This is a genomic window from Pseudomonas retamae (genome assembly GCF_043496865.1).
Lineage (GTDB): Bacteria > Pseudomonadota > Gammaproteobacteria > Pseudomonadales > Pseudomonadaceae > Aquipseudomonas > Aquipseudomonas retamae.
Genome location: NZ_JBIEIL010000003.1, coordinates 140606 through 166698, shown reverse-complemented (window position 1 = coordinate 166698; position 26093 = coordinate 140606). Strand labels below are relative to the sequence as shown.

23 protein-coding genes are annotated in these 26093 nt (G+C 60.7%); 5 read left to right on the top strand and 18 right to left on the bottom strand.

The features are described from left to right. Positions 1-9 precede the first annotated feature (9 nt). From ACGSLL_RS05885 to betI, 5 genes are all read right to left on the bottom strand, one after another. Positions 10-1347 (bottom strand): TldD/PmbA family protein, encoded by a 1338-nt coding sequence (locus tag ACGSLL_RS05885; protein ID WP_394504047.1) that lies wholly within the window; start codon positions 1345-1347, stop codon positions 10-12. Further along, complete coding sequence (locus ACGSLL_RS05880; RefSeq protein ID WP_394504045.1) at positions 1347-2789, bottom strand: TldD/PmbA family protein; 1443 nt, start codon at positions 2787-2789, stop codon at positions 1347-1349. Before ACGSLL_RS05880 ends, ACGSLL_RS05885 begins: the two co-directional genes overlap by 1 nt. Before the next feature lie 261 nt (positions 2790-3050). Further along, the gene (gene betA / locus ACGSLL_RS05875) at positions 3051-4754 is read right to left on the bottom strand and encodes a choline dehydrogenase (protein WP_394504043.1); all 1704 of its coding nucleotides are present in this window, start codon (positions 4752-4754) and stop codon (positions 3051-3053) included. A gap of 180 nt (positions 4755-4934) precedes the next feature. Beyond that, complete coding sequence (gene betB, locus ACGSLL_RS05870) at positions 4935-6407, bottom strand: betaine-aldehyde dehydrogenase (protein WP_093097563.1); 1473 nt, start codon at positions 6405-6407, stop codon at positions 4935-4937. Positions 6408-6468: 61 nt separating this feature from the next. Further along, positions 6469-7089: a transcriptional regulator BetI gene (gene betI, locus ACGSLL_RS05865; protein ID WP_394504040.1), complete on the bottom strand. Its 621-nt coding sequence runs from the start codon at positions 7087-7089 to the stop codon at positions 6469-6471. Positions 7090-7518: 429 nt separating this feature from the next. On the opposite strand from betI, the gene betT reads away from it, so the two are divergent. Beyond that, on the top strand, positions 7519-9516 hold the full coding sequence (gene betT / locus ACGSLL_RS05860; protein ID WP_394504038.1) for a choline BCCT transporter BetT: 1998 nt from the start codon (positions 7519-7521) through the stop codon (positions 9514-9516). A gap of 282 nt (positions 9517-9798) precedes the next feature. On the opposite strand, the gene choV is transcribed toward betT, so the two are convergent. The 3 genes from choV to ACGSLL_RS05845 form a co-directional block, all read right to left on the bottom strand. Beyond that, the gene (choV, locus tag ACGSLL_RS05855; RefSeq protein ID WP_034153601.1) at positions 9799-10977 is read right to left on the bottom strand and encodes a choline ABC transporter ATP-binding protein; all 1179 of its coding nucleotides are present in this window, start codon (positions 10975-10977) and stop codon (positions 9799-9801) included. Further along, the gene (gene choW, locus ACGSLL_RS05850; protein WP_016772805.1) at positions 10974-11819 is read right to left on the bottom strand and encodes a choline ABC transporter permease subunit; all 846 of its coding nucleotides are present in this window, start codon (positions 11817-11819) and stop codon (positions 10974-10976) included. Before choW ends, choV begins: the two co-directional genes overlap by 4 nt. 77 nt (positions 11820-11896) lie before the next feature. Beyond that, a complete protein-coding gene (locus ACGSLL_RS05845; protein WP_090287010.1) occupies positions 11897-12844 on the bottom strand; it encodes a choline ABC transporter substrate-binding protein in 948 nt (315 codons plus the stop codon). Positions 12845-13280: 436 nt separating this feature from the next. On the opposite strand from ACGSLL_RS05845, the gene ACGSLL_RS05840 reads away from it, so the two are divergent. Then, complete coding sequence (locus ACGSLL_RS05840) at positions 13281-14657, top strand: L-serine ammonia-lyase (RefSeq protein ID WP_394504034.1); 1377 nt, start codon at positions 13281-13283, stop codon at positions 14655-14657. A 548-nt stretch (positions 14658-15205) separates the two neighbouring features. Further along, positions 15206-16309 (top strand): choline metabolism transcriptional regulator GbdR, encoded by a 1104-nt coding sequence (gene gbdR / locus ACGSLL_RS05835; RefSeq protein ID WP_090287006.1) that lies wholly within the window; start codon positions 15206-15208, stop codon positions 16307-16309. 87 nt (positions 16310-16396) lie between these two features. On the opposite strand, the gene ACGSLL_RS05830 is transcribed toward gbdR, so the two are convergent. The 6 genes from ACGSLL_RS05830 to ACGSLL_RS05805 form a co-directional block, all read right to left on the bottom strand. Then, a complete protein-coding gene (locus tag ACGSLL_RS05830; RefSeq protein ID WP_016772808.1) occupies positions 16397-16660 on the bottom strand; it encodes a hypothetical protein in 264 nt (87 codons plus the stop codon). 363 nt (positions 16661-17023) lie between these two features. Next, complete coding sequence (locus ACGSLL_RS05825) at positions 17024-18187, bottom strand: gamma-butyrobetaine dioxygenase (RefSeq protein ID WP_394504031.1); 1164 nt, start codon at positions 18185-18187, stop codon at positions 17024-17026. A gap of 24 nt (positions 18188-18211) precedes the next feature. Continuing rightward, a complete protein-coding gene (locus ACGSLL_RS05820) occupies positions 18212-18688 on the bottom strand; it encodes a thioesterase family protein (protein WP_394504029.1) in 477 nt (158 codons plus the stop codon). A 134-nt stretch (positions 18689-18822) separates the two neighbouring features. Further along, entirely contained in the window at positions 18823-19788 is a 966-nt protein-coding gene (locus ACGSLL_RS05815) for an L-carnitine dehydrogenase (protein ID WP_394504027.1), read from the bottom strand. Between the two features lie 141 nt (positions 19789-19929). Continuing rightward, positions 19930-20817, bottom strand: coding sequence for a beta-keto acid cleavage family enzyme (locus tag ACGSLL_RS05810; RefSeq protein ID WP_093097582.1), 888 nt, complete (start codon positions 20815-20817; stop codon positions 19930-19932). Positions 20818-20951: 134 nt separating this feature from the next. Next, positions 20952-21896: a choline ABC transporter substrate-binding protein gene (locus tag ACGSLL_RS05805; RefSeq protein ID WP_394504025.1), complete on the bottom strand. Its 945-nt coding sequence runs from the start codon at positions 21894-21896 to the stop codon at positions 20952-20954. 190 nt (positions 21897-22086) lie between these two features. Between ACGSLL_RS05805 and ACGSLL_RS05800 the strand changes: the two genes are divergently transcribed. After that, positions 22087-23031 (top strand): GlxA family transcriptional regulator, encoded by a 945-nt coding sequence (locus ACGSLL_RS05800; protein WP_208939467.1) that lies wholly within the window; start codon positions 22087-22089, stop codon positions 23029-23031. A 140-nt stretch (positions 23032-23171) separates the two neighbouring features. Here the strand turns inward: ACGSLL_RS05800 and ACGSLL_RS05795 are convergent, their stop codons facing one another. The 4 genes from ACGSLL_RS05795 to ACGSLL_RS05780 all read right to left on the bottom strand — a co-directional run bounded on the left by ACGSLL_RS05795 (position 23172) and on the right by ACGSLL_RS05780 (position 24771). Further along, positions 23172-23588, bottom strand: a complete 417-nt coding sequence (locus ACGSLL_RS05795) for a DUF3010 family protein (protein ID WP_394504022.1) — start codon at positions 23586-23588, stop codon at positions 23172-23174. A gap of 26 nt (positions 23589-23614) precedes the next feature. Then, positions 23615-23938, bottom strand: coding sequence for a helix-turn-helix domain-containing protein (locus ACGSLL_RS05790; protein ID WP_394504020.1), 324 nt, complete (start codon positions 23936-23938; stop codon positions 23615-23617). Then, entirely contained in the window at positions 23922-24176 is a 255-nt protein-coding gene (locus tag ACGSLL_RS05785) for a type II toxin-antitoxin system RelE family toxin (protein WP_122699694.1), read from the bottom strand. The genes ACGSLL_RS05790 and ACGSLL_RS05785 overlap by 17 nt, the downstream gene beginning before the upstream one ends. Before the next feature lie 193 nt (positions 24177-24369). Next, complete coding sequence (locus tag ACGSLL_RS05780) at positions 24370-24771, bottom strand: lysozyme inhibitor LprI family protein (RefSeq protein ID WP_073476459.1); 402 nt, start codon at positions 24769-24771, stop codon at positions 24370-24372. A 231-nt stretch (positions 24772-25002) separates the two neighbouring features. Between ACGSLL_RS05780 and ACGSLL_RS05775 the strand changes: the two genes are divergently transcribed. Beyond that, positions 25003-25980 (top strand): dipeptidase, encoded by a 978-nt coding sequence (locus ACGSLL_RS05775; protein ID WP_007962626.1) that lies wholly within the window; start codon positions 25003-25005, stop codon positions 25978-25980. Positions 25981-26093: the final 113 nt, after the last annotated feature.

Below are 26093 nucleotides of genomic sequence, written 5' to 3'. Positions count from 1 at the left end.
GTTGCGGTGTCAGAGGGTCAGGGTCAGTCGGCTGACCAGCGCCCCCGGTAGCAGCGATGACGAGGTGTTGCGCTGGCTATAAGTGCTCGCCGACAGCAGCAACTCACGCTCGACGGTCAACGCTTCCAGCTGCGAGCCGAGCAGGTTGTAGGCGCTGTCGTCGAAACGCATGGTGCTGACCGGTGCCTGGATCTCGCCGTTCTCGACCCAGAAGGTCGCGAAACGGGTCATGCCGGTCATGCGCGCGGCGGGTTGATCCGAGTAGTTCAGGTACCACAGGTTGCTGATGTACAGCCCGGTGCCCAACTGCTGGAGGATCTGTTCCTGCGACAAGTCACCGGCGGCCATGTTCAACGCACTGGGCATTTCACCGCCGCCCGCGCCGTTCGCCGCCAGGCCATATTCGGCGGCACTGCGCGAGCCGACCAGTTGATCGCCAGCCTTGCCCTCGACAATCAGGCGCAAATCGCTGCGCGGATAACCTTCACCGGAAAACGCCGGGCTCAGCGAAGTGCTGACTTTCTCGTCCAGCGACACCAGTGGGCTGAACGTTTGATCGCCTACATACAACTTCTGCAGCGGGCTGCTTTTGCTCGCAATCGACTGTGCCGAAAACCCGCCCCAACTGAGCATGCCCATGATTTCTTCCAGCGCCGCCGGTGCCAGGTAGGCGCGGTACTGTCCCGGTGCCAACGTGCGTAACGGTCGACCGAGAAACTCAAGCTGCTCGCGCGCCTGAGCGAAGCGTTTGGCGAAACCTTCGCTGCTCCAGTCGTGCCCGGCGTAGCTGGCCTTCACCGCTTCGCCGTTGTCATGGAACAGGCTGAAATCGAAATTGAAGCTGTTCGCCTGATGCCAGCCGAACGCCCCCGCTGAGCTGGCGAAGCCACGGCTGATCGGCCCGGCGGCGTAGAAACCGACCAGGTCCAGACCTTCGGCGGCAGCACAGATTTCATCCACAACCTGCTCGGTGTCCGGCAGCGGATGGTCTTGCACATTCTTGCTCTGCCAGCCGTTGTGGTTAAGCAGCAGGTACGGGTCCTGCGGCAGCAGCGGCAGGGTTTCGCGCAATTGTTGCAGACCTTCGCCGAGCCTGCGCAGATCGCCTTCCTGATCACCTGACAGAGTCACTTGCAAGTCGGCGTGGCGACCGTCATTGATCAGCTTCAGGACGATGTTGGCCTGTTGCACTTGCCCGGCCTGACGCACCTTAGCGTGATTGAAGCGCACGAACGCCGAGGCTTCGGCGGCGTAGCTGAGGGTGAACTGTTCCGGCTCGCGCACGCTGTCGCGCAGCCAATCGACCATGACCTTGAAGGCGTCGGACGGATTCTTCGAAGTGCTCATCAGGCGTCTCCCCCAAACACATCAATATTGCTGAACACGCAGGCCGGCGAAGCGTGGCCGACGCGGATCACCTGGTTCGGTTCGCCCTTGCCGCAGTTCGGCGTACCGAGCACCTTGACGGTGTCGGCGTTGCCCACGGCGCGCAGGCTTTTCCAGAAGTGCGCGGAAATCGCCCGGTAGTTGGGATTTTTCACCACGCCTTTAAGTTCACCGTTCTCGATCAACTGGCCCCATTCGCAACCGAACTGGAATTTGTTGCGCGCATCGTCAATCGACCATGAGCGGTTGGTACTCATCAGAATGCCGTGCTCGATGCCTTCGATGAGCTGGCTCAGCGGCTGGTCGCCCGGCTCGATATTGAGGTTGGCCATGCGGTCGATCGGCGCGCGGTTCCAGCTGCAGGCGCGGCTGTTGGCGACGCCGTCGAGACCGGCGCGGTACTGCGACAGCGCGCCGCCCAATGGGCGCAGCAACAGGCCGTCGCGGATCAGGAATTGTTTGCTCGCCTGACTGCCGTCGTCGTCATGCCCGTAACTGGCGAGTTCTTCGGGAATGCCCGGATCGAAGGTCACGTTGAGCAGCTTCGAACCGTATTGCAGGCTGCCGAAGTCGCTGGTCTTGACGAAACTGGTGCCGGCGTAATTGCGCTCGTCGCCGAGGATCCGGTCAAGTTCCAGCGGGTGGCCGATCGATTCGTGGATTTGCAGCATCATCTGATCGGGCATCAACAGCAGATCGCGCGGGCCTTGCGGGGTGTTCGGTGCGAGCAGCAATTGCAGTGCCTGATCGGCGACTTGCGGGCCGGCGCCGACCAGGCCGCAGCGGCTGATGACATCGGCGCCGCCCTGCTGGCCGAAATTCTCGCGGCCGAGGCTGCGGGTCTGGCTGTCATTGCCGTCGTAGGCGGTGACGTCGAGGCTCGGGTACACGAAGCGCTGGGCCTGGCGCAATTCGGCGCCGGCGCTGCTCAGGTAGATCTGCTCGACGTGGGTAATGCCGATGCTCACTTGCCAGTTCACCAGGCGCTCATCCTTGGGCACCGAGGCAGATTCCGCGCCGAGCAATTCATAGCATTCGCTCAGCGACGGGAAGGGTTGTTCGAGGTTGGGCGAAAAATAGTCAGCCCGATCGCTGCTCAACGGCTGATCGCGCAGGTCGAGCAAAGCGTGCGGCTTGAGCCGGCGGGCTTGCTGTTCGGCGCGCCCGAGCGCGGTTTGCAGGCCTTGCTGCGAAAGGTCGTTGGTCGCGGCATAAGCTTCGACGCCGTTGACGCGCACGGTGAGCATCGCCCCCTCATCGCGGCTCAGGCTCGGCGGTTCGGCGACGTTCTTGCGCACCGACAGGTACTGCCCGGACTCGCGGACATAGCGCAGGGAAAAAAACTCGGCGCCCGTGCGCAAGGCAGCGAAGCGCTGCTTGAGCTGGGGGTGGAAATCGAACATTCGGAAACCTCCTTGTAGGGGCAAGCGGCACAGCAACGGCGGGGAGGGGTGAAACGGTTGCGCGAGGTCTAGAGTAGGCCTGCGTGGGGGTAGGATCAAGTGAAGAGGGGATGTAGGAGGTTTTACTATGCAGCGGGGAGATTTGCGCTGAATCTGAGGGCCCCTTCGCGAGCAGGCTCGCTCCCACCTTGGATCTGTGTCGTTCACAAATCCTCTGTGGGAGCGAGCCTGCTCGCGAAGGCCGCGCCTCGGTACGACGTCTTACTGAGCAGCTGGGGTGATATCACGCATCGGCTTGCCTTTGACCGGCGCACCATTGGCCACGTAGTAAGCAGCATTGCTGCGCGGCAGTGGCTTGCGGCCGCGGATCCTGTCGGCGATTTTCTCGGCCATCATGATCGTCGGTGCGTTGAGGTTGCCGGTGGTGATGATCGGCATGATCGAGGCGTCGACCACACGCAGGCTCTGCATGCCGTGCACGCGACCTTCGCCATCGACCACGGCCATCTCGTCCGTGCCCATCTTGCACGAGCAGGACGGGTGGAACGCGGTTTCGGCGTGTTCGCGAATGAACTTGTCCAGTTGCTCATCGGTTTGCACGTCGATGCCCGGGCTGATTTCGCGACCCCGGAACGCATCCAGTGCCGGCTGCTGCATGATTTCCCGGGTCAGGCGGATGCCGTCGCGGAATTCCTGCCAGTCCTGGTCGGTGGCCATGTAGTTGAACAGGATGCTCGGGTGCTGGCGCGGGTCCTTGGATTTGACCTGGATGCGGCCCCGGCTCGGCGAACGCATGGAACCCATGTGCGCCTGGAAACCGTGTTCTTTGACACCGTTGCTGCCGTTGTAGTTAATCGCCACCGGCAGGAAGTGGTACTGAATGTTCGGCCATTCGAATTCCGGACGCGAACGAATGAAACCGCCGGCCTCGAACTGGTTGCTGGCGCCGATGCCGGTGCCGTTGAACAGCCACTCGGCACCGATGGCTGGCTGGTTGTACCAGAGCAGCGACGGGTACAGCGAGACCGGTTGGGTGCAGGCGTATTGCAGGTACAGCTCGAGGTGATCCTGAAGGTTTTCACCGACGCCCGGCAGGTCGTGGACCACCGGAATGTCGAGGCTTTCCAGCAGTTTCGCCGGGCCGACACCGGAGCGCTGCAGAATCTGCGGCGAAGCGATGGCGCCGGAGCACAGCAGGACTTCCTTGCGCGCCTTGGCTTCAACACGTTCTTCAGCGTCACCGATCAGGTAACGCACGCCGACCGCACGCTTGCCTTCAAACAGAATCTTGTCGGTCAGGGCGTGAGTGACGATGGTCAGGGTCGAGCGCTTTTTGGCGACGTCGAGGTAACCACGGGCGGTGGAAGCACGACGGCCATTCGGCGTCACGGTGCGGTCCATCGGGCCGAAGCCTTCCTGCTGGTAACCGTTGAGGTCCTCGGTGCGCGGGTAACCGGCCTGCACGCCCGCTTCAACCATGGCGTGGAACAGCGGGTTGTTGCCGGCTTTCGGCGTGGTCACGCTGACCGGGCCGTCGCCACCGTGGTAATCGTTCGGGCCAATGTCACGGGTTTCCGCCTTGCGGAAGTACGGCAGGCAATCGAGGTACGACCAGTCTTCCAGGCCCGGCAGTTTCGCCCAGCCGTCGTAGTCCATGGCGTTGCCGCGGATGTAGCACATGCCGTTGATCAGCGACGAACCGCCCAAGCCCTTGCCGCGACCGCATTCCATCCGGCGACCGTCCATGTGTGGCTCTGGATCGGTTTCGTAGGCCCAGTTGTAGCGACGTCCCTGCAGCGGGAACGCCAGCGCGGCCGGCATTTGCGTGCGGAAGTCGAGGCGGTAGTCGGGGCCACCGGCTTCGAGCAGCAGAACGGTGACGCCTGCGTCTTCAGTCAGACGGGTCGCCAGTGTGTTACCGGCCGAGCCGGCACCGATGATGATGTAATCGAATTCTTGGGACATTGAATGCACCCTCTTTGATAGTGGTCAGGTCTGACCTCGGCGAGTGCTGCGCACTCGAATCGCGAGCAGGCTCGCTCCCACAGGGGATTGGGGATGCCACAGATCTGGTGCATGACACCAATCCTGTGGGAGCGAGCCTGCTCGCGAAGAGGCCCTCGCGAGCAGGACAAATCCCGGGTCTTAGAACACCGAGACGTAATCGCCCAGCTCGACCTGTACCGATTTGATGCGGGTGAAGTTGTTCAGCGAGCTGATGCCGTTCTCACGGCCCACGCCCGACTGCTTGTAACCGCCAACCGGCATTTTCGCGTCGGACTCGCCCCAGGCGTTGATCCAGCAGATACCGGCTTCGAGTTGATGAATCACGCGGTGGGCGCGGTTCAGGTCGCGGGTGACGATACCGGCGGCGAGGCCGAAGTCGGTGTCGTTGGCGCGGCGGATCACTTCTTCTTCGGTTTCGTAGGAGAGGATCGCCATGACCGGACCGAAGATTTCTTCGCGGACGATGGTCATGTCGTCGGTGCAATCGGTGAACACGGTCGGTGCCACGAACGCGCCTTTGGCGAATTCGCCGTCGGTCAGACGACCGCCGCCGCACAGTACGCGCGCGCCTTGTTCCTTACCTTTCTCGATGTACGCCAGCACGCTTTCCATGTGGGCGAAGCTGACCAGCGGGCCGAAGTTGGTGTTTTCGTCTTCCGGGTTGCCGACGCGGATGCGCGCAACGCGCTCGACGATCTTGGCTTCGAACGCGGCTTTCAGGTGCGCCGGTACGAACACGCGGGTGCCGTTGGTGCAAACCTGACCGGAGCTGTAGAAGTTGGCCATCATCGCGGTGTCGGCGGCGCGATCCAGGTCGGCGTCGTCGCAGATGATCAGCGGCGACTTGCCGCCCAGTTCCATGGTCACGTCTTTGAGCGACGAAGCCGAAGCGCTGGCCATGACCTTCTTGCCGGTGTCGGTGCCGCCGGTGAAGGAAATTTTCTCGATGCGTGGGTGCTCGGTCAGCCAGGTGCCGACTTCGCGGCCGCTGCCGGTCAGCACGTTGAACACGCCGTTCGGTACGCCGGCTTCGGTGTAGATCTCGGCCAGTTTCAGGGTGGTCAGCGAGGTGACTTCGCTTGGCTTGAAGATCATCGCGTTACCGGCCGCAAGGGCTGGAGCGGATTTCCACAAAGCGATCTGGATCGGGTAGTTCCACGCGCCGATACCAGCGACCACGCCCAGCGGCTCGCGACGGGTGTAGACGAAAGAGGTGTCACGCAGCGGGATCTGCTCGCCCTCGATGGCCGGCACCAGGCCTGCGTAGTATTCCAGCACGTCGGCACCGGTGACGATGTCGACGTACTTGGTTTCGGAGAAGGATTTACCGGTGTCCAGGGTTTCCAGTGCGGCCAGTTCATCGTTGCGCTCGCGCAGGATGTCGACGGCGCGACGCAGGATGCGCGAACGCTCCATGGCGGTCATCGCGGCCCAGATTTTCTGACCCTTTTCGGCGCTGACCACAGCGCGCTCGACGTCTTCCTTGGTCGCGCGTTGCACTTGGGCGAGGACTTCACCGTTCGCCGGGTTGATGGCTTCGAAGGTGGCATCGCTGCCAGCGTCGGTGTACGCGCCATCGATGTAGAGTTTTTGCAGTTCGAAACGGGCCATAGTGTCCTCGCAAGTGCATTGGTTGTTGGCCTTGGCCACCGCGATGACGCTACGGTGGGGTTCAGGTGTCGAGCGGTTTCTGTGTGCTCTGACCTGCCTGCTTGGCCAATTGGAAATCCATGTATTCGTAAGCGATCCGTTGCGCCTGCGCCGTGTCGAAAGCGTCTCCCGACAGCGCGCCGCGCAACCACAAACCGTCAATCAACGCTGCCAGGCCTCGCGCGGCATTGCGCGCTTCTTCGAGCGGCAACACCCGGCGGAACTCGCAGCACAGGTTGGAATACAGACGGTGATCGTTGATCCGCTGCAACCTGTGCAAAGACGGCTGGTGCATGCTGGTGGCCCAGAAGGCCAACCAGGTTTTCATTGCCGGGCCATTGACCTGGCTGGCGTCGAAGTTGCCTTCGATGATCACCTGCAGATGCGCCCGTGGGCTGTCATCTGTCAGCGCCTGACGGCGCGCGGTGACGTTCTCGCTGAGGACGCTCATCAGGTACCGCATCGTGGCGGCGATCAGGCCGTTCTTGTCCTGAAAGTAGTGACTGATGATGCCATTCGAGACACCGGCCAAACGGGCGATCAGCGCAATGCTGGCGTCCCCCATTCCGACCTGATCGACCGCTTGCAGCGTGGCTTCGATCAGTTGTTGACGGCGGATGGGTTGCATACCGACCTTGGGCATCTTGCACATCTCCTTAGGCCTTCCGAGGGGCGAATGACGCCGATCGGATTGAGGGCCAGTCTATTTTGTTTTGATTGAACGTTCAATCAACAAAGAATAAGATCTGCGACAATTCGTCGCTGCCTACAGCTTTTTCCTACGTGTGATGACGATAAAAACCGACACCTGAAACGGCTCGAAACCTGCGTGGGGCATGGCGCGGTTCGCGATTCGATGGACGTGTTGAAAGGGCAAGACGCTCGGGGCCAGGTTTCGGATGAACGTCCGTCACCTCTGGCCACGAAAGCGAATACGCAACGCCATTTCGGCAGGTTCGGGCTTTTTTCGGAGTGTCTTTATATCACCCGCCGGTCGGCTGCCAACTAACCGATTGGTCGGGTTCCGTGATGCCTTGTGTTCTTCTCTCGCACTGCCTGGAGCATTTGTGCCATGAGTTCTGCCTCGCTAATAAAGACCCCGCCCGAGAAGGTGACGGTCAACGGTTGGGTGTTCTACACCTCGACCGCGTTGATTCTGTTGTTGACCGCCATTCTGATCATCGCCCCGCAAGAGGCCGGCAGAGTGTTGGGTATCGCTCAGGCCTGGTTGTCGCGCAGCTTCGGCTGGTATTACATGGTGGTGATCGCCGCGTACCTGGTGTTCGTGGTCGGTCTGGCGTTTTCCTCGTACGGCAAACTCAAACTGGGCAGCAAGGACGACACCCCGGATTTCAGTTACGGCGCCTGGGCGGGGATGCTGTTCTCGTCGGGTATCGGCATTTCGCTGTTGTACTTCGGCGCGTCCGAGCCACTGGATCACTACTTCAATCCGCCGGAAGGCACGTCGGCCAGTAATCTGGCGGCGCGTCAGGCGGTGCAGCTGACCTTCCTGCATTGGGGCCTGCATGGCTGGGCGATCTACGCACTGGTCGGTCTGGCCGTGGCGTATTTTGCTTATCGGCATAATCAGCCGCTGGCGCTGCGTTCGGCGCTGTATCCGCTGGTGGGCGAGCGTTGGGTCAAAGGCGCGGCAGGGCACGCGGTGGACGGCTTCGGCATGTTCGTGACGCTGCTGGGTCTGGTGACCAACCTGGGCATCGGTTCGCTGCAAGTGTCGTCGGGTCTGGAAAATCTGTTCGGCATGGAGCACAGCAACACCAACCTGCTGATCGTGATCATCGTCATGAGCACCGTGGCGACCATCGCTGCCGTGTCCGGCGTGGAAAACGGCATCCGGCGTCTGTCCAATCTGAACATTGTTTTGTTCAGCGGTTTGCTGATCTTCGTGCTGCTGTTCGGCCCGACGCTGCACTTGCTCAACGGTTTCGTGCAGAACATCGGTGATTACCTGAACGGCGTGGTGCTGAAGACATTCGACCTGTACGTCTATGAAGGCGACAACGCCAAGTCCGATCGCTGGCTGGGCCTGTGGACGCTGTTCTACTGGGCCTGGTGGATTTCCTGGGCGCCATTCGTGGGCATGTTCATCGCGCGGATTTCCCGTGGTCGCACCGTGCGTGAACTGGTTGCCGGCGTACTGCTGATTCCGCTGGGTTTCACCCTGGCGTGGCTGTCGATCTTCGGCAACTCGGCACTGGATCTGGTGATGAACCAAGGCGCGGTGGAGCTGGGCAAGACGGCGCTGGAACAGCCGTCGATGGCGATCTATCAATTGCTTGAGCACTACCCGGCGTCGAAAGTCGTGATCGGTGTGTCGATCTTCGTCGGCTTCGTGCTGTTCCTGACCCCGGCCGACTCCGGCGCGGTGATGATGGCGAATCTTTCCTGTAAGGGCGGCAACGTCGACGAAGATGCGCCGCACTGGCTGCGGATTTTCTGGTCGGTGGTGATTACGCTGGTGACCATCGGTTTGTTGTTCGCCGGTAACTTCGAGGCCATGCAAACCATGGTGGTGCTGGCCGGTTTGCCGTTCTCGGTGGTGCTGGTGTGCTTCATGTTCGGCCTGCACAAGGCGATGCGTCAGGACGTGCAGATCGAACAGGAGCAGGCGCAACTGGCCGAGCGTGGGCGTCGTGGTTTCAGCGAGCGGCTGACCCAGCTGGATCTGCAACCGAGCCAATCGGTGGTTCAGCGTTTCATGGACAAGCATGTGACACCGGCGCTGGAAGATGCAGCGGCGCAATTGCGCAATCAGGGTATAGAAGTGCAGACGCTGTTAGGTAAAGCCAAGCGTTGCATGGGCGTGCGGGTCGAGATGGAAGAGGGCAATCCTTTCGTTTACGAGGTGAGCCTGGAGGGTTATCTGGCGACTCCGACTGAATCAGCGCAATCGGATGAAGCGCGTCAGCGTTATTACCGGGCTGAGGTGTATCTGCACAACGGCAGTCAGGATTACGACTTGATGGGCTTTACGCCAGAGCAGATTACCCGGGATGTGCTGGATCAGTTTGAGAGTCATCGGCAGTTGTTGGGGCGGGTGTACAGCTAAAGTCAAAAGCCCCCTCACCCCAGCCCTCTCCCCAAGGGAGAGGGGGAAAGGGAGCAGATCGGGGGCTTTTCAAGACTTGAGTTCGACTCGGTTCATCAGGTCGGCGTAGCTTTGATCGTTCCCACGCTCTGCGTGGGAATGCATCAATGGATGCTCTGCGTCCGCGGTTGTGGGACGCGGAGCGTCCCGGGCTGCATTCCCACGCGGAGCGTGGGAACGATCAGGGATCCTGATAAACAAAAACGCCGCGATAGTCTCGCGGCGTTTTCGTGTCTGCAGGGTTTACCCCAGATTCTTGCCCAGCAACGCGTGATACAACTCGCTGTCGCCCAGAATCCCCACCACATGATTGTCATCGTGCAGCACCAGCTTGTTGCCGGTCTGATAACGAATCTGCAGCGCATCGCGCATGCCGATGTTGGAGTCCACCAGCGTCGGCTTGCGCTCGAGGCCTTCCACCGCTTGCCCTGGGGCCCAGTTCTGCAGGTTCAGCACCGAACCGTTCTGCCGCGCGCCTTTGATGGTGTTGCCTTCGGCCAAGTCCAGCCACGAATCGCCGCCCGGGTCGAGGCACACCGAGCCGTTGATGCGTTTGCACTTGTCCAGCGTGCGCATCAGGCTGCGGCCGCAAAGCACGTTGAGCGGGTTGGTGTGGGCGACGAAGGTGCGCACATAGTCATCCGCCGGGTTAAGGACGATTTCTTCCGGCACGCTGTACTGAATGATCCGCCCGTCCTTCATGATCGCGATGCGGCTACCCAGTTTCAGGGCTTCATCAAGGTCGTGGCTGACAAACACGATGGTCTTGCTCAGCTTGCGTTGCAGCTCCAGCAGTTCATCCTGCAGGCCCTGACGGATCAGCGGGTCGAGAGCCGAGAACGGTTCGTCCATCAGCAGAATGTCGGCGTCCATCGCCAGCGCACGGGCGAGGCCGACGCGCTGTTGCATGCCGCCGGAAAGTTCGTCCGGTTTCTTGTTACGCCATTGGGTCAGGCCGACCAGTTCGAGTTTTTCGTCGACGAGTTTCTTGCGTTCCTTCTCCGGTCGACCCTGCATTTCCAGACCGAAACTGATGTTTTCGCGCACCGTCAGCCAGGGCATCAGGGCGAACTTCTGGAAGACCATGGCGATGCGTTTGGTGCGCATCATTTTCAGTTCCGCCGGGGTGCACGAGGCGATGTCGATCTGGCGGTTTTCATGCTCAACGAACAGCTTGCCGCGGCTCACGGTGTTGAGGCCGTTGATGCAGCGCAGCAGGCTCGACTTGCCCGAACCGGACAGGCCCATCAGCACGCAGATCTCGCCCTTGTTGATGTCCAGCGTGGCTTTTTCCACGCCAACGATCTGCCCGGTTTTCTTCAGGATCTCGTTGCGGGTCATGCCCTGGTCGAGCAGCTTGAGTGCCTCGCGCGGATCTTTCGAGAAGATTACGTCAACGTCTTCGAAGCGAATAATGCTCATGCGTCACCCCCTACTTTGGCGTCGGGTTGTTTGCAGATACGGTCGAGCATGATCGCCAGCAGTACGATTGCCAGGCCTGCTTCGAAGCCCAGCGCAATATCAGCAGTGTTCAGTGCGTTGACCACCGGTTTGCCGAGTCCGTCGGCGCCGACCAGTGCCGCGATCACCACCATCGACAGCGACAGCATGATGCACTGGGTGATGCCGGCGGCGATGCTCGGCATGGCGTGGGGCAGTTCGATCCGTGAGAGTAGCTGGCGACGCGAGCAGCCGAAGGCCTTGCCGGCGTCCATCAGTTCTTGCGGGACATCGCGGATGCCCAGGTAGGTCAGGCGGATCGGCGCCGCGATGGCGAAGACCACCGTGGAGATCAGGCCCGGAACCACACCCAGCCCGAAGAGGGTCAGGGTAGGAATGAGGTAAACGAAGGTCGGTACGGTCTGCATCAGATCGAGCACCGGCCGCATCATGGTATAGAACATCGGTTTGTGCGCGGCGACGATGCCCAGCGGCACGCCGATCAACACGCAGACCAGGGTGGCGAACAGCACCTGGGCGAGGGTTTCCATGGTTTCCTGCCAGTATCCCAGATTGAGAATCAGCAGGAACGAGGCGACCACGAACGCGGTCAGCCCCCACTTGCGTTGAATCAGATGGGCGATGATTGCGATCAAGCCAATCAAGACCAGTGGGTTGAACCAGGTCAGCGCAAACGTCACGCCGTGGATCATCGTTTCCAGTGTCACGGCGATCGCGTCGAAGGTGTTGGCGCCGTGTTGCGTCAACCATTCGACGAAGCCCGCGATGTACTGGCCTAAAGGTATTTTCTGATCAATCAGCATGGTAGTGAACGTCCGCATGCAAGGAAATTAACAGCCCGGACAGGCACGCCTGCCCGGCATAAGCGATGCCCCTCGGATCAAGGCGCGAGCTTGGCTTTCACGGCCTCCAGGCCTGGTTTTCCGTCAATGGTGGTCACGCCAGCGAGCCAGGTATCGAGCACCTGTGGATTCTTTTTCAGCCAGGCCTTGGCGGCCGCGTCAGGCTTCATCTTGTCGTCGAGGATGTTGCCCATCAGTTCACTTTCCATGTCGACGGTGAACTCCAGGTTCTTCAGCAACTGACCGACATTGCTGCATTCTTCGGCGTAACCCTTGCGGGTGTTGGTGGCCACGGTGGCGGCACCGAAGTCGGGGCCGAAGAAATCATCGCCGCCGGTCAGGTATTGAATCTTGAAGCGCTTGTTCATCGGGTGCGGCGCCCAGCCGAGGAACACCACCGCGGTGTCGCGCTTCTGCGCACGGTCGACCTGCGAGAGCATGCCGGCTTCCGATGATTCGACCATTTTGAAACCGGCGGTTTTCAAGCCGAAGGCGTCTTTGTCGATCATGCTCTGGATCAACCTGTTGCCGTCGTTGCCCGGCTCGATGCCGTAGATCTTGCCGTCGAGCTCTTTCTTGAATTTGGCAATGTCGGCGAAGTCATGCAGGCCTTTGTCATACAAGGCTTGCGGTACGGCGAGGGTGTACTTGGCGCCCTTGAGGTTGGTGCGCACGGTGTCCACGGTGCCGGCATCGCGATACGGCTTGATGTCGTTTTCCATGGTCGGCATCCAGTTGCCGAGAAACACGTCCATGTTCTTGCCGTCGGCCAGCGACTTGTAGGTCACGGGCACGGAGATCATCGTGGTCTTGGTCTTGTAGCCGAGGGCGTTGAGGACAACGGAAGTGGTAGCGGTGGTGGCGGTGATGTCGGTCCAGCCGACATCGGAGAAGTTAACGAGGCTGCACTGTGCCGGTTCTGCGGCTTGCGCCAGTAGCGGCAGACTCAGCAGGGCGGCCAACAACAACGACGGGGAACCTTTCATGGATGGACTCCTTGGTGTTTTTTTTGGCAGTGTTCCGACTGTGGACCACCGCACTTATGGGTTGCGGTTGGGTGGCGTTCTGAAGACAGCTCTACCGCAGCGCCTGGCAATCGAGTCATCCCGATCATGTACCAGTGAAAATCTGACGCCTACAGGGAGGGTCGTATCCAGTACAGGGATGGTCGCTTCCAGTGTCGGTGACGTCGCTTACAGCTTTTTTCCGCCCTCGATGACCTTCTGATCTGCATAAAAACGGCGCATTTGCGGGGCGAAAACGTAACGGCGCTGCTGGACATGAGTGCGTCGGTGTCAGACGCCGTGCGCGCCGACAAAAGCCCGATGATGCCGGCATTCGGCGGATCGCAGCTTGAGCGTAGCAGCTCCGCCAGCGGGCGCTTTTGCCGCCCGGACCGGTACTCTCAGGAGCTCTGCAGCAATGGCAATCAGCGTTTTCGACCTGTTCAAAATCGGCATCGGCCCTTCCAGTTCGCACACCGTGGGGCCAATGCGCGCCGCGGCATTGTTCGTCGAGGCGTTGCGCGACAAGCACCAGCTGGAGCAGGTGCGCCGGATCGAGGTGCAACTGTTCGGTTCGCTGTCGGCCACCGGCATCGGCCATGGCAGCGACAACGCGGTGGTCATGGGCCTGATGGGCGAGTGGCCGGACGCCATTGACCCGGCGCAAATCGGCCCGCGTATTCAGGCACTGCGCGAAACTCACACGCTTTTATTGGATGGCCGCCTGGCGGTGCCGTTTGTCTGGGCGCGCGACATGCGCCTGATCGATGAAAACCTGCCGTTCCATCCCAATGCCATGACCCTCGTTGCCGAGGGCGATCACGGTGAATTGCATCGCGACACCTACTATTCGGTCGGCGGCGGTTTTGTTGTTGATGAGGCACAGGCCAACAGCGGGGTGGTCGATCTCGACCGCACCGAATTGCCCTACGACTTCTCCAGTGCGGTCGAACTGCTCGAACTGTGCAAGAAGCACAACCTGCGGGTTGCCGAACTGATGATGGCCAACGAAAAGGTCTGGCGCAGTGAAGAAGAAATCCGCGCCGGGCTGATGAAGCTGTGGCGGGCGATGCAGGATTGCGTCGAGCAGGGCCTCAAGCACGAAGGCATTCTGCCCGGCGGCTTGAATGTGCGCCGGCGCGCGGCGAAGTTGCACCGCAGTCTGCAGGAGCTGAACAAGCCCAATGTCATCGGCTCGACGCTGAGCGCGATGGAATGGGTGAATCTGTTCGCCCTGGCGGTCAACGAAGAGAACGCCGCCGGCGGGCGTATGGTCACGGCGCCGACCAACGGTGCGGCGGGGATTATCCCGGCGGTGTTGCACTACTTTATGAAGTTCAGCGAAGCAGTGACGGACGCCAATGTCGTCGACTACTTCCTCGGTGCGGCGGCGGTCGGAATCTTGTGCAAAAAGAATGCTTCGATCTCTGGTGCTGAAGTCGGGTGCCAGGGTGAAGTCGGTTCGGCCTGCGCGATGGCTGCGGCGGGGTTGGCGGAGATTCTCGGCGCCACGCCTGAGCAATTGTGCAACGCGGCGGAAATTGGTCTGGAGCACAACCTCGGCCTGACCTGCGACCCGGTCGGCGGCCTGGTGCAAGTGCCGTGCATTGAGCGCAATGCGATCGCGGCAGTGAAAGCCATTAACGCAGCGCAAATGGCGTTGCGGGGCGACGGCCAGCACTTTATCTCGCTGGACCGGGTGATCCGCACCATGCGTGATACTGGCGCGGATATGCATGACAAATATAAAGAGACTTCGCGCGGTGGATTGGCGGTCAGCGCAGTTGAGTGTTGAGCCAGTTACATTGAGGTGAATTCTTCGCGAGCAGGCTCGCTCCCACCTTGGAACCTTAAGTTCACAAATTTTGTGTTCACTGGAGATCTACTGTGGGAGCGAGCCTGCTCGCGAAAGGGCCAGACCAGTCAAAACTGCTCAGCAAACGAACACCACAATTCAACCGCGCCACCTTTTGGCGCGTCGCAATCAGATAAGAGCGGTTGTCAGTCGTGACCGTCGAGTCGCTAATCGACCGTCCATCGCCCGTGCTTGCGGTGACACTCTTTGCAAAACCTCTGCAGCCCTGTTCCCACAAGTGCTACCGATCTGCTCACAGACAGCGGGGCAGGGCCCTGTCGGCGCTTGATGGCACTTCGAAATGCCGCGTTCGCAGGTCTCGAATAGACACGTCGGCAGGTCGTTTTCAGGAGTTATTGAATGGCCGTCCAATTTTAGGCATGGCAATTGCTCTGTCATAACAAAGCCTGCTTCTCTCGTGAGAACGTCGGCAATAACAAGAGCCTCCGCCTGAGGCCATCACCCGCTTTGTGTGAGGAGATACCGCGATGACGTCGTTCAACTCCGGGGCCCAACCCCAGAACCGTGCGCCTCAATCCATCGGCTTTCTGCTGCTGGACAATTTCACGCTGATTTCTCTGGCGTCCGCAGTTGAACCGCTGCGCATGGCCAATCAGTTGTCCGGTCGCGAGCTGTATCGCTGGAGCACCCTCACCGTCGACGGCGGCCAGGTCTGGGCCAGTGATGGTCTGCAAATCACCCCCGACGCGTCCATGCACAAAGCCCCGCCACTGGACATTGTTATCGTCTGCGGCGGCGTCGGCATTCAACGCACCGTGACCCGTGAACATGTGTCCTGGCTGCAAAGCCAGGCGCGGCAGTCCAAGCGCCTCGGCGCGGTGTGCACCGGCAGTTGGGCGCTGGCCTGCGCCGGCCTGCTCGACGGCTTCGATTGCAGCGTGCACTGGGAATGTCTGGCGGCGATGCAGGAAGCGTTTCCGCGAGTGGCGATGAGCACACGCCTGTTCACCCTCGACCGTAACCGTTTCACCAGCTCTGGCGGCACCGCGCCGCTGGACATGATGCTGCACCTGATCAGTCGTGATCACGGCCGCGAGCTGTCGGCGGCGATTTCGGAAATGTTCGTCTACGAGCGCATCCGTAACGAACAGGATCACCAGCGCGTGCCGCTCAAGCACATGCTCGGCACCAACCAGCCGAAGCTGCAGGAAATCGTCGCGCTGATGGAAGCCAACCTGGAAGAGCCGATTGATCTGGATGAACTGGCGGTGTATGTCGCGGTGTCCCGTCGGCAGCTGGAGCGACTATTCCAGAAATACCTGCACTGCTCGCCGTCGCGCTATTACCTGAAGCTGCGGCTGATCCGCGCCCGGCAACTGCTCAAGCAGACGCCGATGTCGATCATCGAAGTGGCGTCGGTGTGTGGTTTCGTCTCGACCCCGCACTTCTCCAAGTGCTACCGCGAGTACTTCGGCATTCCGCCGCGTGACGAGCGTGTCGGCTCCAACACCACCCAGCAAGTGGCGATGCTGCCGCTGCCGCAGGCGATTGTGATGTCGCCGCTGTCGGGGCCGATGTCGGCGTTGAGTCAGGCGCGCAATGAATCGACGTTTGCCAGCGTAAGGCTGTAGACCGAGTTATCGTTCTTCGCGAGCAGGCTCGCTCCCACCGTCGGAATGCATTCCAGGGTGGGAGCGAGCCTGCTCGCGAATAGGTTTTCAGGCGCTGTGGGACTGTTGGTAATCCGAGAGGGCGGGCAGCAACTGTTTGTCGATCGCCTGACGCACCGCCGGCTGAATGCTCGCGCCGCTGGTGTACATGTCCTTGACCATCTTGCGCAGTTCAAAGGCGCGCACGTTGTCCAGCCCGCGCACCGCGCACTCGCAGGCCTGTTCGGCGGTGGTGCCGCTCGGCACCTGGATACCCAGCGCCTTGAGCTGGCCCAACAGGTCTTCCTGATCAATCAAATCGGCGTACATCATCACGCAAATCCTTCTGTGGCAACGGAGGTCTGGCTCGATTCTGGTGGCCCCGACCGGGGGCGGCAAGGGCGTTTTGTCGCAGTGGCCGGGACGACTATGAACAGGTCGTTTTCGGCTAACCGACGCCATTGTCGACTAGGCACACTGGCCTCAGTTCGCTTCACGAAGGTTTGGTCACCCTCGCCTGGCAGCTCCTCGACAGTACCCTCCTCAGCTCCGATCCAGTCACGGCTTGATCGGGGTTTTTTTTGTCTGTGAACTGGTTGTTTGTCTGATCTACCGTCTTCGCGAGCAGGCTCGCTCCCACAGGTACAGCGTGATCCCGGTGGGAGCGAGCCTGCTCGCGAAGAACGATGACGCGGACTAGCGCTGCAACACCAGTATCCGCGACAACAACTCATCCCGGTCGACATAGCAGCCCTGAAAATGCCGCGCTCCGGTCGCTGGATCAAAGGCATTGCGCGCATGCAACGTGCGCCGGTTATCGAAGCACCACAGCTCACCTGGATTGAGCCGCTGCATCAGTCGAAACCGTGGCTCGCGGGTCATGGCGATAAACCGCCGATAGGCGCGATACAGCAACGGCATCTGCTCAACTGAAGTCTCAAATGCCCCGCGCAAGAAGTTCGCCATGCGAATCTCCGCGACCCGCCCCAGCGCATCCAGAGCAATGATCGGCGCCAGGCGGCGATAGTCGCTGTGACGGTCCTTGTTGCGAAACTCCACGGGGATGTCACACAGCGCCTGAAACAGCGGCGGATCTTCCTGACGCAACGTGTCGGCAATCGCGAAGCCGTCGACAAAGATACTTTCGCCGCCCTCAGCGTCATTCACCAGACAATGCAGAAATTGCAGCCCCGGTTGCAGCTCGCGGGTGGGCAGGTCGGTGTGCAGCGGCAAGTTGAAAGCGGTGTAGGCGTTGCTGTCGGCGTCGGCTTTGGATTGCACGTTGAACAGCACGCCGAAATTGCTTTCGCGGATAAACGAGATCCGCTGGGCAATGAGTTTCAGCGAACCGGGCTCGGTGGGCACGCCTTGCACCTGCGTCAGGCCGATGTCGCGCACGGCGAGCAACCACTGCAGCAGGGCGGCGTTGTCGTTCATCAGCGCTGAATATTCGAACACCGGCAACTGCAGGTCGCTGTGCCAAAGAAAAGGCTTGGGTTTCGCGGCGAGTCGTTCAGCGCGGGACTCATCGTCGTAGGCATGGGCGCGCAACCAGCCTGGATCGAAACGGCTGAGGTGGCCGTCCTGCCAATCGATGCGCAGGCAGCCTTCGGTGTCAACGTAGGCGGCGCTCGGTTGCAGTTCGTCAGACGCATCGACAATCTCGAAGACCTGCTCGCGGGTAACGCTGTAAACGCACTGCTGGCAAGGGCAGTTGTCCCGCAGCCAGAGATGGTGAAACGGGCTGACGCGGCCGTCGGCCCATTTGATGACAACGCGATCCGCCAGACCCTGCACGCCACTCAGCGCGCTGATCAACGGATAAGTACGAAAATCGGCAACAGCGGCAGCGGTGTTCATGGCGGCTCCTGATGATCGAGGGATTTACCGGGCGGGTGGCAGCGCAATAACGCGGCCGATATAAGCGGGAGCGGGCAGGTCCCGCTGCTCGGCGACGATGCTTTGCAAATGGCTCAAGGTCTCGGCACTGAACGGCGCCGAACGCGGCCCGGCGAGGTCGACGTGCAGCAGCATCTGTTCGTTGCCGGCCAGTTCCTGTGCATCACCGACCTTGTGCAGGCTGTGGTAGAGGTGCAGGCGTTTGTTGTCGTGGCCGATGATTTGTGTGCGCACTTCGACCTCGGTATCGAGCTTCACTTCGTGCAGGTAATTGAGGTGCAGCTCGAGGGTGAACAGCGAATGGCCGCTGGCTTCGCGGTTGTTGCTGTCCATGCCGAGACGGTCCATCAGCGCGTCGGTGGCGTAGCTGAAGATCAGCAGGTAGAAGGCATCGCGCAGGTGGCCGTTGTAGTCGACCCAGTCGGGGGTGATTCTGGTTTGGTAGGTGGTGAGGTGGGGCATGGTTTCTCCTGGCGGTGATCGTTCCCACGCTCTGCGTGGGAACGCCTCCTGTGACGCTCTGCGTCACGCTTCTGGGACGCGGAGCGTCCCGGGCTGCATTCCCACGCAGAGCGTGGGAACGATCAGGTCGCGCATTACTCGCTGAACGTCATCCCGTGCTTTTCCTTGGTGGTCTTGACCGCCTCAAGCACCGCCAGCAAACAATCATCACGATAACGCTCCAGCGCCGAAATGCTGTGCCGGCCCAGTTGATCTGTGGTGCCATCGACCACATCATCGATCAGCTTGTCAGTCAGCTCCGGTGCCTGCAGATAAGTCCACGGCAACTGCAACGCCGGGCCGAACTGCGACATGAAGTGACGCATGCCAGCATCCCCACCGGCCAGGGTGTAAGTCAGAAACGTACCCATGAACGACCAGCGCAACCCGGCGCCAAAGCGGATCGCATCGTCGATCTCCCCGGTGGTTGCCACGCCGTCGTTGACCAGGTGCAACGCTTCGCGCCACAGCGCTTCGAGCAAACGGTCGGCGATGAACCCCGGCACTTCCTTGCGCACATGCAATGGACGCATGCCGAGGGATTCGTAGACTTGCATCGCCGCCTGAACAGCCTCGGGCGCGGTGTTCTTGCCGCCCACCACTTCTACCAATGGCAGCAGATACACCGGGTTGAACGGATGCCCGACCACGCAACGCTCCGGGTGCGTCGAACTCTCGTAGAACTCGCTCGGCAACAGGCCCGAGGTACTTGAACCGATCAGCGCATCGGGTTTGGCCGCTGCGCTGATCTTGCTGTGCAGATCGAGTTTCAGTTCCAGCCGCTCGGGGGCGCTTTCCTGGATGAAGTCAGCGTCGCGCACGCATTCTTCGATGGTCGCGACAAAGCGCACGCGATCCTGCGAAGCGCCCGGCGCCAGGCCGTTTTTCTCCAGCGCACCCCAGGCATTGGCCACGCGTTTGCGCAGCGCGGCTTCGGCACCTGGTGCCGGGTCCCAGGCCACTACGTCGAGACCGTGGGCGAGGGCGCGGGCAACCCAGCCACTGCCGATGACACCGCTGCCGAGGGCGGCGAAAGTTTTGATTTCGGTGATAAAGCGCATGAGCGGTCCTTGAATGTTGGGTGATCCCATGTGGGAGCGAGCCTGCTCGCGAAGGGGCTGGCACTGCTGATGAAGATGCGACGGATGTACCGGCCTCTTCGCGAGCAGGCTTGCTCCCACAAGGGTTGAGGTGAGTTCGGTTCAGCCGCGCTGGGTCAGGCCCATCTTTTTGCGACCTTCGGCCGGCGTAAGCACGCGAGCACCGAGGCGGCTGAGGATCTCGCTGGCGCGCTCGACCAGTTGACCATTGGTCGCCAGCACGCCCTTGTCCAGCCACAGGTTGTCTTCGAGGCCGACCCGCACGTTGCCGCCGAGCAGCACCGCTTGCGCCGCCATCGGCATCTGCATGCGGCCGATGCCGAACCCGGCCCAGACCGCGTCGGCCGGCAGGTTGTCGACCATGGCTTTCATGGTGGTGGTGTCGGCCGGCGCGCCCCACGGGATGCCCAGGCACAGCTGGAACAACGGGTTGTCGAGCAAGCCTTCCTTGATCAGTTGCTTGGCGAACCACAGGTGGCCGGTGTCGAAAATCTCCAGTTCGGCCTTCACGCCCAGTTCAGTGATGCGCTTGGCCCCGGCCCTTAGTTGCGCCGGGGTGGACACGTAAATGGTGTCGCCATCGCCGAAGTTCAGGGTGCCGCAATCGAGGGTACAGATTTCCGGCAGCAGTTCTTCAACATGGGCCAGACGGGTCAGCGGGCCGACCAGATCGGTGTTCGGGCCGAACTCCATCGGGTTTTCGCCGGCACCGATTTCCAGGTCACCGCCCATGCCGGCGGTGAGGTTGACAATGATGTCTACGTCCGCCTCGCGGATGCGCTCCATCACTTCGCGGTATAGCGCCACGTCACGGCTGAACTTGCCGGTCTGCGGGTCGCGCACATGGCAGTGCACGACGGTGGCGCCGGCCTTGGCGGCTTCGACGGCGGCGGCAGCGATCTGTTTCGGGGTGACCGGCACGTGCGGGCTCTTGGCGGTCGTGTCGCCAGCACCGGTGAGTGCGCAGGTGATGATGACGTCGTGGTTCATGGTGCGGTTTCCTTGGGGCGTGATAGGTCTGTCCGCAGCCCTGTTCGGGGCTGCGTAGCGTCGTTAAATCCCCTCTCCCTACGGGCGGTCCGACGTTTCGGGAGGGTCAGGGTGAGGGGCTTTTCAAATGAGGGTTATTTGCTGGTCAGCTGAAGATTCTCAGCGGCCGGTTTGCCATCGAAGGTAGTCACCCCTTCGAGCCAGCGCTGCTTGTCTTCAGGGTGATCCTTGAGCCATTGCTTCGCCGATTCGAAGGCGTCCTTGTGATCGAGCAGCGGCTGCATCATCCGGCTCTCGTCTTCGGCGGTGAAGGTCAGGTTGGTCAGCAGGCGGCCGATGTTCGGGCACTGCTCGGGGTATTTCGGCGCGGTCACTGTCCATACCGTGGCCATGCCTTCGTTCGGGCCGAGGGCGTCTTCGCTGCCGGTCAGATAAGTCATCTGAATGTTGACGTTCATCGGGTGCGGCGCCCAGCCGAAGAACACCACGGCTTCCTTGCGGCGCACCGCGCGATCGACGGCGGCGAGCATGCCGGCCTCGCTCGATTCCACCAGCTGGAACTTGCCGAGGCCGAACTGGTTCTTGGCGATCATTGCCTTGATCTGCGTATTGGCGCCCGAGCCCGGCTCGATGCCGTAGATCTTGCCGCCCAGCTCCTTCTGGAACTTGGCGATGTCGGCAAAGGTTTTCAGGCCCTTGTCCGCCAGATAGGTCGGCACCGCGAGGGTCGCGCGGGCGTCTTTCAGGCTTGGCGCCTCAAGCACCTTGACCTGATTGGCCTCGACGAACGGGGTGATGGTCTGGGTCATCAGCGGGTTCCAGTAACCGAGGAACAGGTCCAGGCGCTGATCGCGAATCCCGGCGAAGATGATCTGCTGGGAGGCGCTGGTCTGTTTGGTGCTGTAGCCGAGGCCGTCGAGCAGTACCTGGGTCATGGCACTGGTGGCGATCACATCGGTCCAGTTGACCACGCCCATGCGCACGTTCTTGCAGGACGCCGGTTCGGCCGCCATGACGCCGGTGCTCAAAAAAGCGGTACCGCTGAGTGCAAGAACGCAGCTGCTGATCAGTCGTTTCATGTCGGGTTCCTCGGCAGTTCGATTGTTGTGGTTTCCGGCATCTGCGCGCCGGTGAGGCCAAGTTACGCAGCAATGGCCCGGTGAAAGCGCACTGCGGCGACTGGCAATTGCACTGTAGCGACCTGCACGCTTGAATGCCGTCGGCAAACGGCGTATCAACGTTCCACGCGTCCGCCAACCGAGTGCGCCCATGTCCCAGGATTTCTACTTTTTGCTGATGCCGGGGTTCTCCGCCATTGGCTTTATCTCCGCGATCGAACCGCTGCGCGTGGCCAACCGCTTTCGTGGCGAGCTGTATCGCTGGCATGTACTCAGCGCCGATGGCGGGCCGGTACTGGCCAGCAACGGCATGTCTGTCAACGCCGATGCCGCGCTGGAATCGCTGAAGAAAGGCGCGACCTTGCTGGTGGTGGCCGGGTTCGAACCGCTGAAGTTCATCACGCCGACGCTGGAGCACTGGTTGCGCCGCCTGGACAACGACGGTGTGACGCTCGGTGGTATCGACACCGGCAGTTTCGTCCTCGCCGAAGCTGGCCTGCTCGACGGGCATCGCCTGACGCTGCACTGGGAGGCGATCGATGCTTTCAAGGAATCTTATCCCCAGCTCAGCGTGACCCAGGAGCTGTTCGAGATCGACCGGCGGCGGATCACTTCGGCGGGTGGTACGGCGTCGATTGATTTGATGCTCGACCTGATCGCCCAGGCTCACGGCCCACAACTGGCGATTCAGGTCAGCGAGCAATTCGTGCTGGGGCGCATCCGCCCGCGCAAAGACCACCAGCGCATGGAAGTCGCCACGCGCTATGGCATCAGCAACAAGAAACTGGTGCAGGTGATCGGCGAGATGGAACAGCACAGCGAACCACCGCTGACCACGCTGCAACTGGCGGAATCGATCAAGGTCACCCGGCGGCAGCTGGAGCGCTTGTTCCGGCTGCATCTGAACGATACGCCGAGCAATTTCTATCTGCGCCTGCGCCTGGAGAAGGCGCGGCAACTGCTGCGCCAGACCGACATGAGCGTGCTCGAAGTGAGCATTGCCTGCGGTTTTGAATCACCATCGTATTTCACCCGCAGCTATCGCGCAAAATTTGCCCGCTGCCCGCGCGAAGACCGGCGTACCGCGCAGGCCTGAATAGGCTTGCATGAAAGCAATGTGGGAGCGAGCCTGCTCGCGAAAGCGGTCTGTCATCCAACACTGATGTTGCCTGACACATTGCATTCGCGAGCAGGCTCGCTCCCACATTTAATTTTCGGAGTCTGAGAGAGGCTTACTTACTTCTTCACCAACGCCGAGCAGGCGGCTTTGTAAGCCTCATGCTGATACTTGTTCAACGTCCCTGGCAGTTCGAAATTGTGCTTCTTCGCCTGCGCATTGATCGTCTGCGGCGACAATAGCGTCACCTCACACCCGTCCAGCAGCTGAAACACACCTTCAATCTTGAACGTCGTCGGCCCACCGGCAAACTCACCCTTCTTGCTGCGCTTCTTGATCGCAATCCGGTCCACCGAGTTCTCCCGCACAAACGACGCCACCTGTGCTGCGAACAGCTTCACGTTGGCCGCTTCGTCATCGTCATCGAGGGCAATTTTTTTCGTGGCGAGAGGGACGTGGCTCAGAGTCGAACCGTCGAGCGCAGCCACGGCGATGATCGCTTCGCTGCCTTTGATTTCGATGCCGCAGATGTTCATGGGAATTCCTTTGAATAGAGGGCAGCCTACAGCTCAAGCTGACTGGCTGTGATGCCGAACGCGGCGGCGATTTTCTCGCGGGTGGCCTTGCGCGGCTTGGCGACTGTTTCCTGTTGAGCAAACGCCGGTTGCGAAATGCCCATGCGCTTGGCGACTTCTTCCTGAGTCAGATTGAGATGTTCGCGCCAGGCGCGGATGGGTGTCGCGCCGTCAACCATTCGACTGACAACCTCATGGGGAATCAGATCGGGCTGTATTTTCTGCGCGACATATTGAGCGTAGGGGATAACCACGAACGCAGGGTTACCTTCCGCGTCATTGATTATTTGAACGTCAGTAGGTGCGTTCATCACGTTTTTTTACCTCTTGAATACTGACCACTTTAATTGCGCCATCCCAGTCGAACATGACTCGATAATTGCCGACACGCAGCCGGTAAGCGTAGTCATGACCAACCAATGCTTTTACGTTGCCAACATCGGGCATGTCGGCAAGCGCCGTTACGGCGTCGCGAACCTTCCCTTGGTGCACGGAATGCAATTTCAAAAGCTGCTTAACAGCTTTGCGAGTCCAATGGATGCTGTTCATAGAAGAATATAAGTCTTTTATAAGATTCGCGAATCTTTGCTTATATTTTTCCAGCGACCAATAAACAAGGCGTGTCGGCATGTTGCGTGGGCGCGTCACTCTTGGCTATCAAAGCAAAGCGTGACGGCCTGATCGAAATGGTTAAGGAGGGAGTTCGGTCGATGAAGCCCGCGGTAGCCTTCTAAAAATCCGATCACTCCTGCCCGATCGACTCCAAAAACTCCGACCGTTCATCACTCATCCGCGCCACGCAATCATTCTGCGCAATGGTGAACGCTTTGCTGCCCGCGGTCGCCGGGAACGCTTCCACTGCGCAATCGGCATCACGGGTCTTCAACCATTGCTGCTGTGCGGTCTTCAACTTGGCGGTGATGTCGGCCAGTTGCGTCGGGTTCTTGCCGTACGCCGTCTGCATGCGTTCGTTGAGGCTGGCGTAGTTGTCCTTGAGCAGGTCTTCGGCGGTGCTGCGGCTGTAGGCCGAGCATTCCAGGGTCTGGATGTCGTTTTCCACCGCGTCGCACGGGTTGTTCTCGGATTCTTCGGCGGCGTGGGCGCCGGTCGCAATCAGTGCCAGGGCGAGGAAGATCGATTTCATTGGGGTCGCTCTAATCCGTTGGTATGTGCAGGCTGCGGCAGATTCTGGCGCAAGCGCGCGGGCTTGAACAGCCAGCCGAGGAGGGCGGCGCACGACCCTTTGTCGCGGATTGACGCTTTCGGCAATTCCCCTGTCGTTTTTGCACCCGGTCGCCCCGACACCTAGGCATATGCTGGCCCCAAAGCGCCGGCAGACGATTCGGCGCATGAATCGCCAACAAGGGGACGCCTGATGAGCCCAGCCGAATTACACGCCGACAGCATCGTTATCGACGGTCTGATCATTGCCAAATGGAACCGCGAGCTGTTCGAAGACATGCGCAAGGGCGGTCTGACGGCGGCCAACTGCACTGTGTCGGTGTGGGAAGGCTTTCAGGCGACCGTGAACAACATTGCCGCCAGCCAAAAGCTGATCCGCGAGAACAGCGACCTGGTGATGCCGGTGCGCACCACTGCCGACATCCGGCGCGCCAAGGAGCAGGGCAAGACCGGCATCCTCTTCGGCTTCCAGAACGCCCACGCCTTCGAAGACCAGATCGGCTATGTCGAGGTGTTCAAGCAGCTCGGGGTCGGCATCGTGCAGATGTGCTACAACACCCAGAACCTGGTCGGCACCGGTTGCTACGAGCGTGACGGCGGGCTGTCGGGCTTCGGTCGCGAGATCGTCGCCGAGATGAACCGCGTCGGCGTCATGTGCGACCTGTCCCACGTCGGTTCGAAGACCTCAGAAGAAGTCATCCTTGAATCGAAAAAACCGGTGTGCTACTCGCACTGCCTGCCGTCAGGGCTCAAAGAGCACCCGCGCAACAAATCCGATGCAGAGCTGAAGTTCATCGCTGACCACGGCGGTTTCGTCGGCGTGACCATGTTTGCGCCGTTCCTCGCCAAGGGCATCGATTCGACCATCGACGACTACGCCGAAGCGATCGAATACACCATGAACATCGTCGGCGAAGACGCCATCGGCATCGGCACCGATTTCACTCAGGGGCACGGCCAGGACTTCTTCGAATACCTGACCCACGACAAGGGCTACGCCCGCCGTCTGACCAGCTTCGGCAAGATCATCAACCCGCTGGGCATTCGCACCGTCGGCGAATTCCCCAACCTCACCGAAACCCTGCTCAAACGCGGCCATTCCGAGCGCGTGGTGCGCAAGATCATGGGCGAGAACTGGGTGAACGTCCTCAAGGACGTCTGGGGCGAGTGAATAACTCTGGAGCCTACTCCGCTCGCCGATAGCTGCGTCAGGTCCTCGCGCCAAGCTCGCCGTACGTCCCGTACTGTCTCGCTTGTCGCTCCGGTCCTTCCTTGCTCTCGACG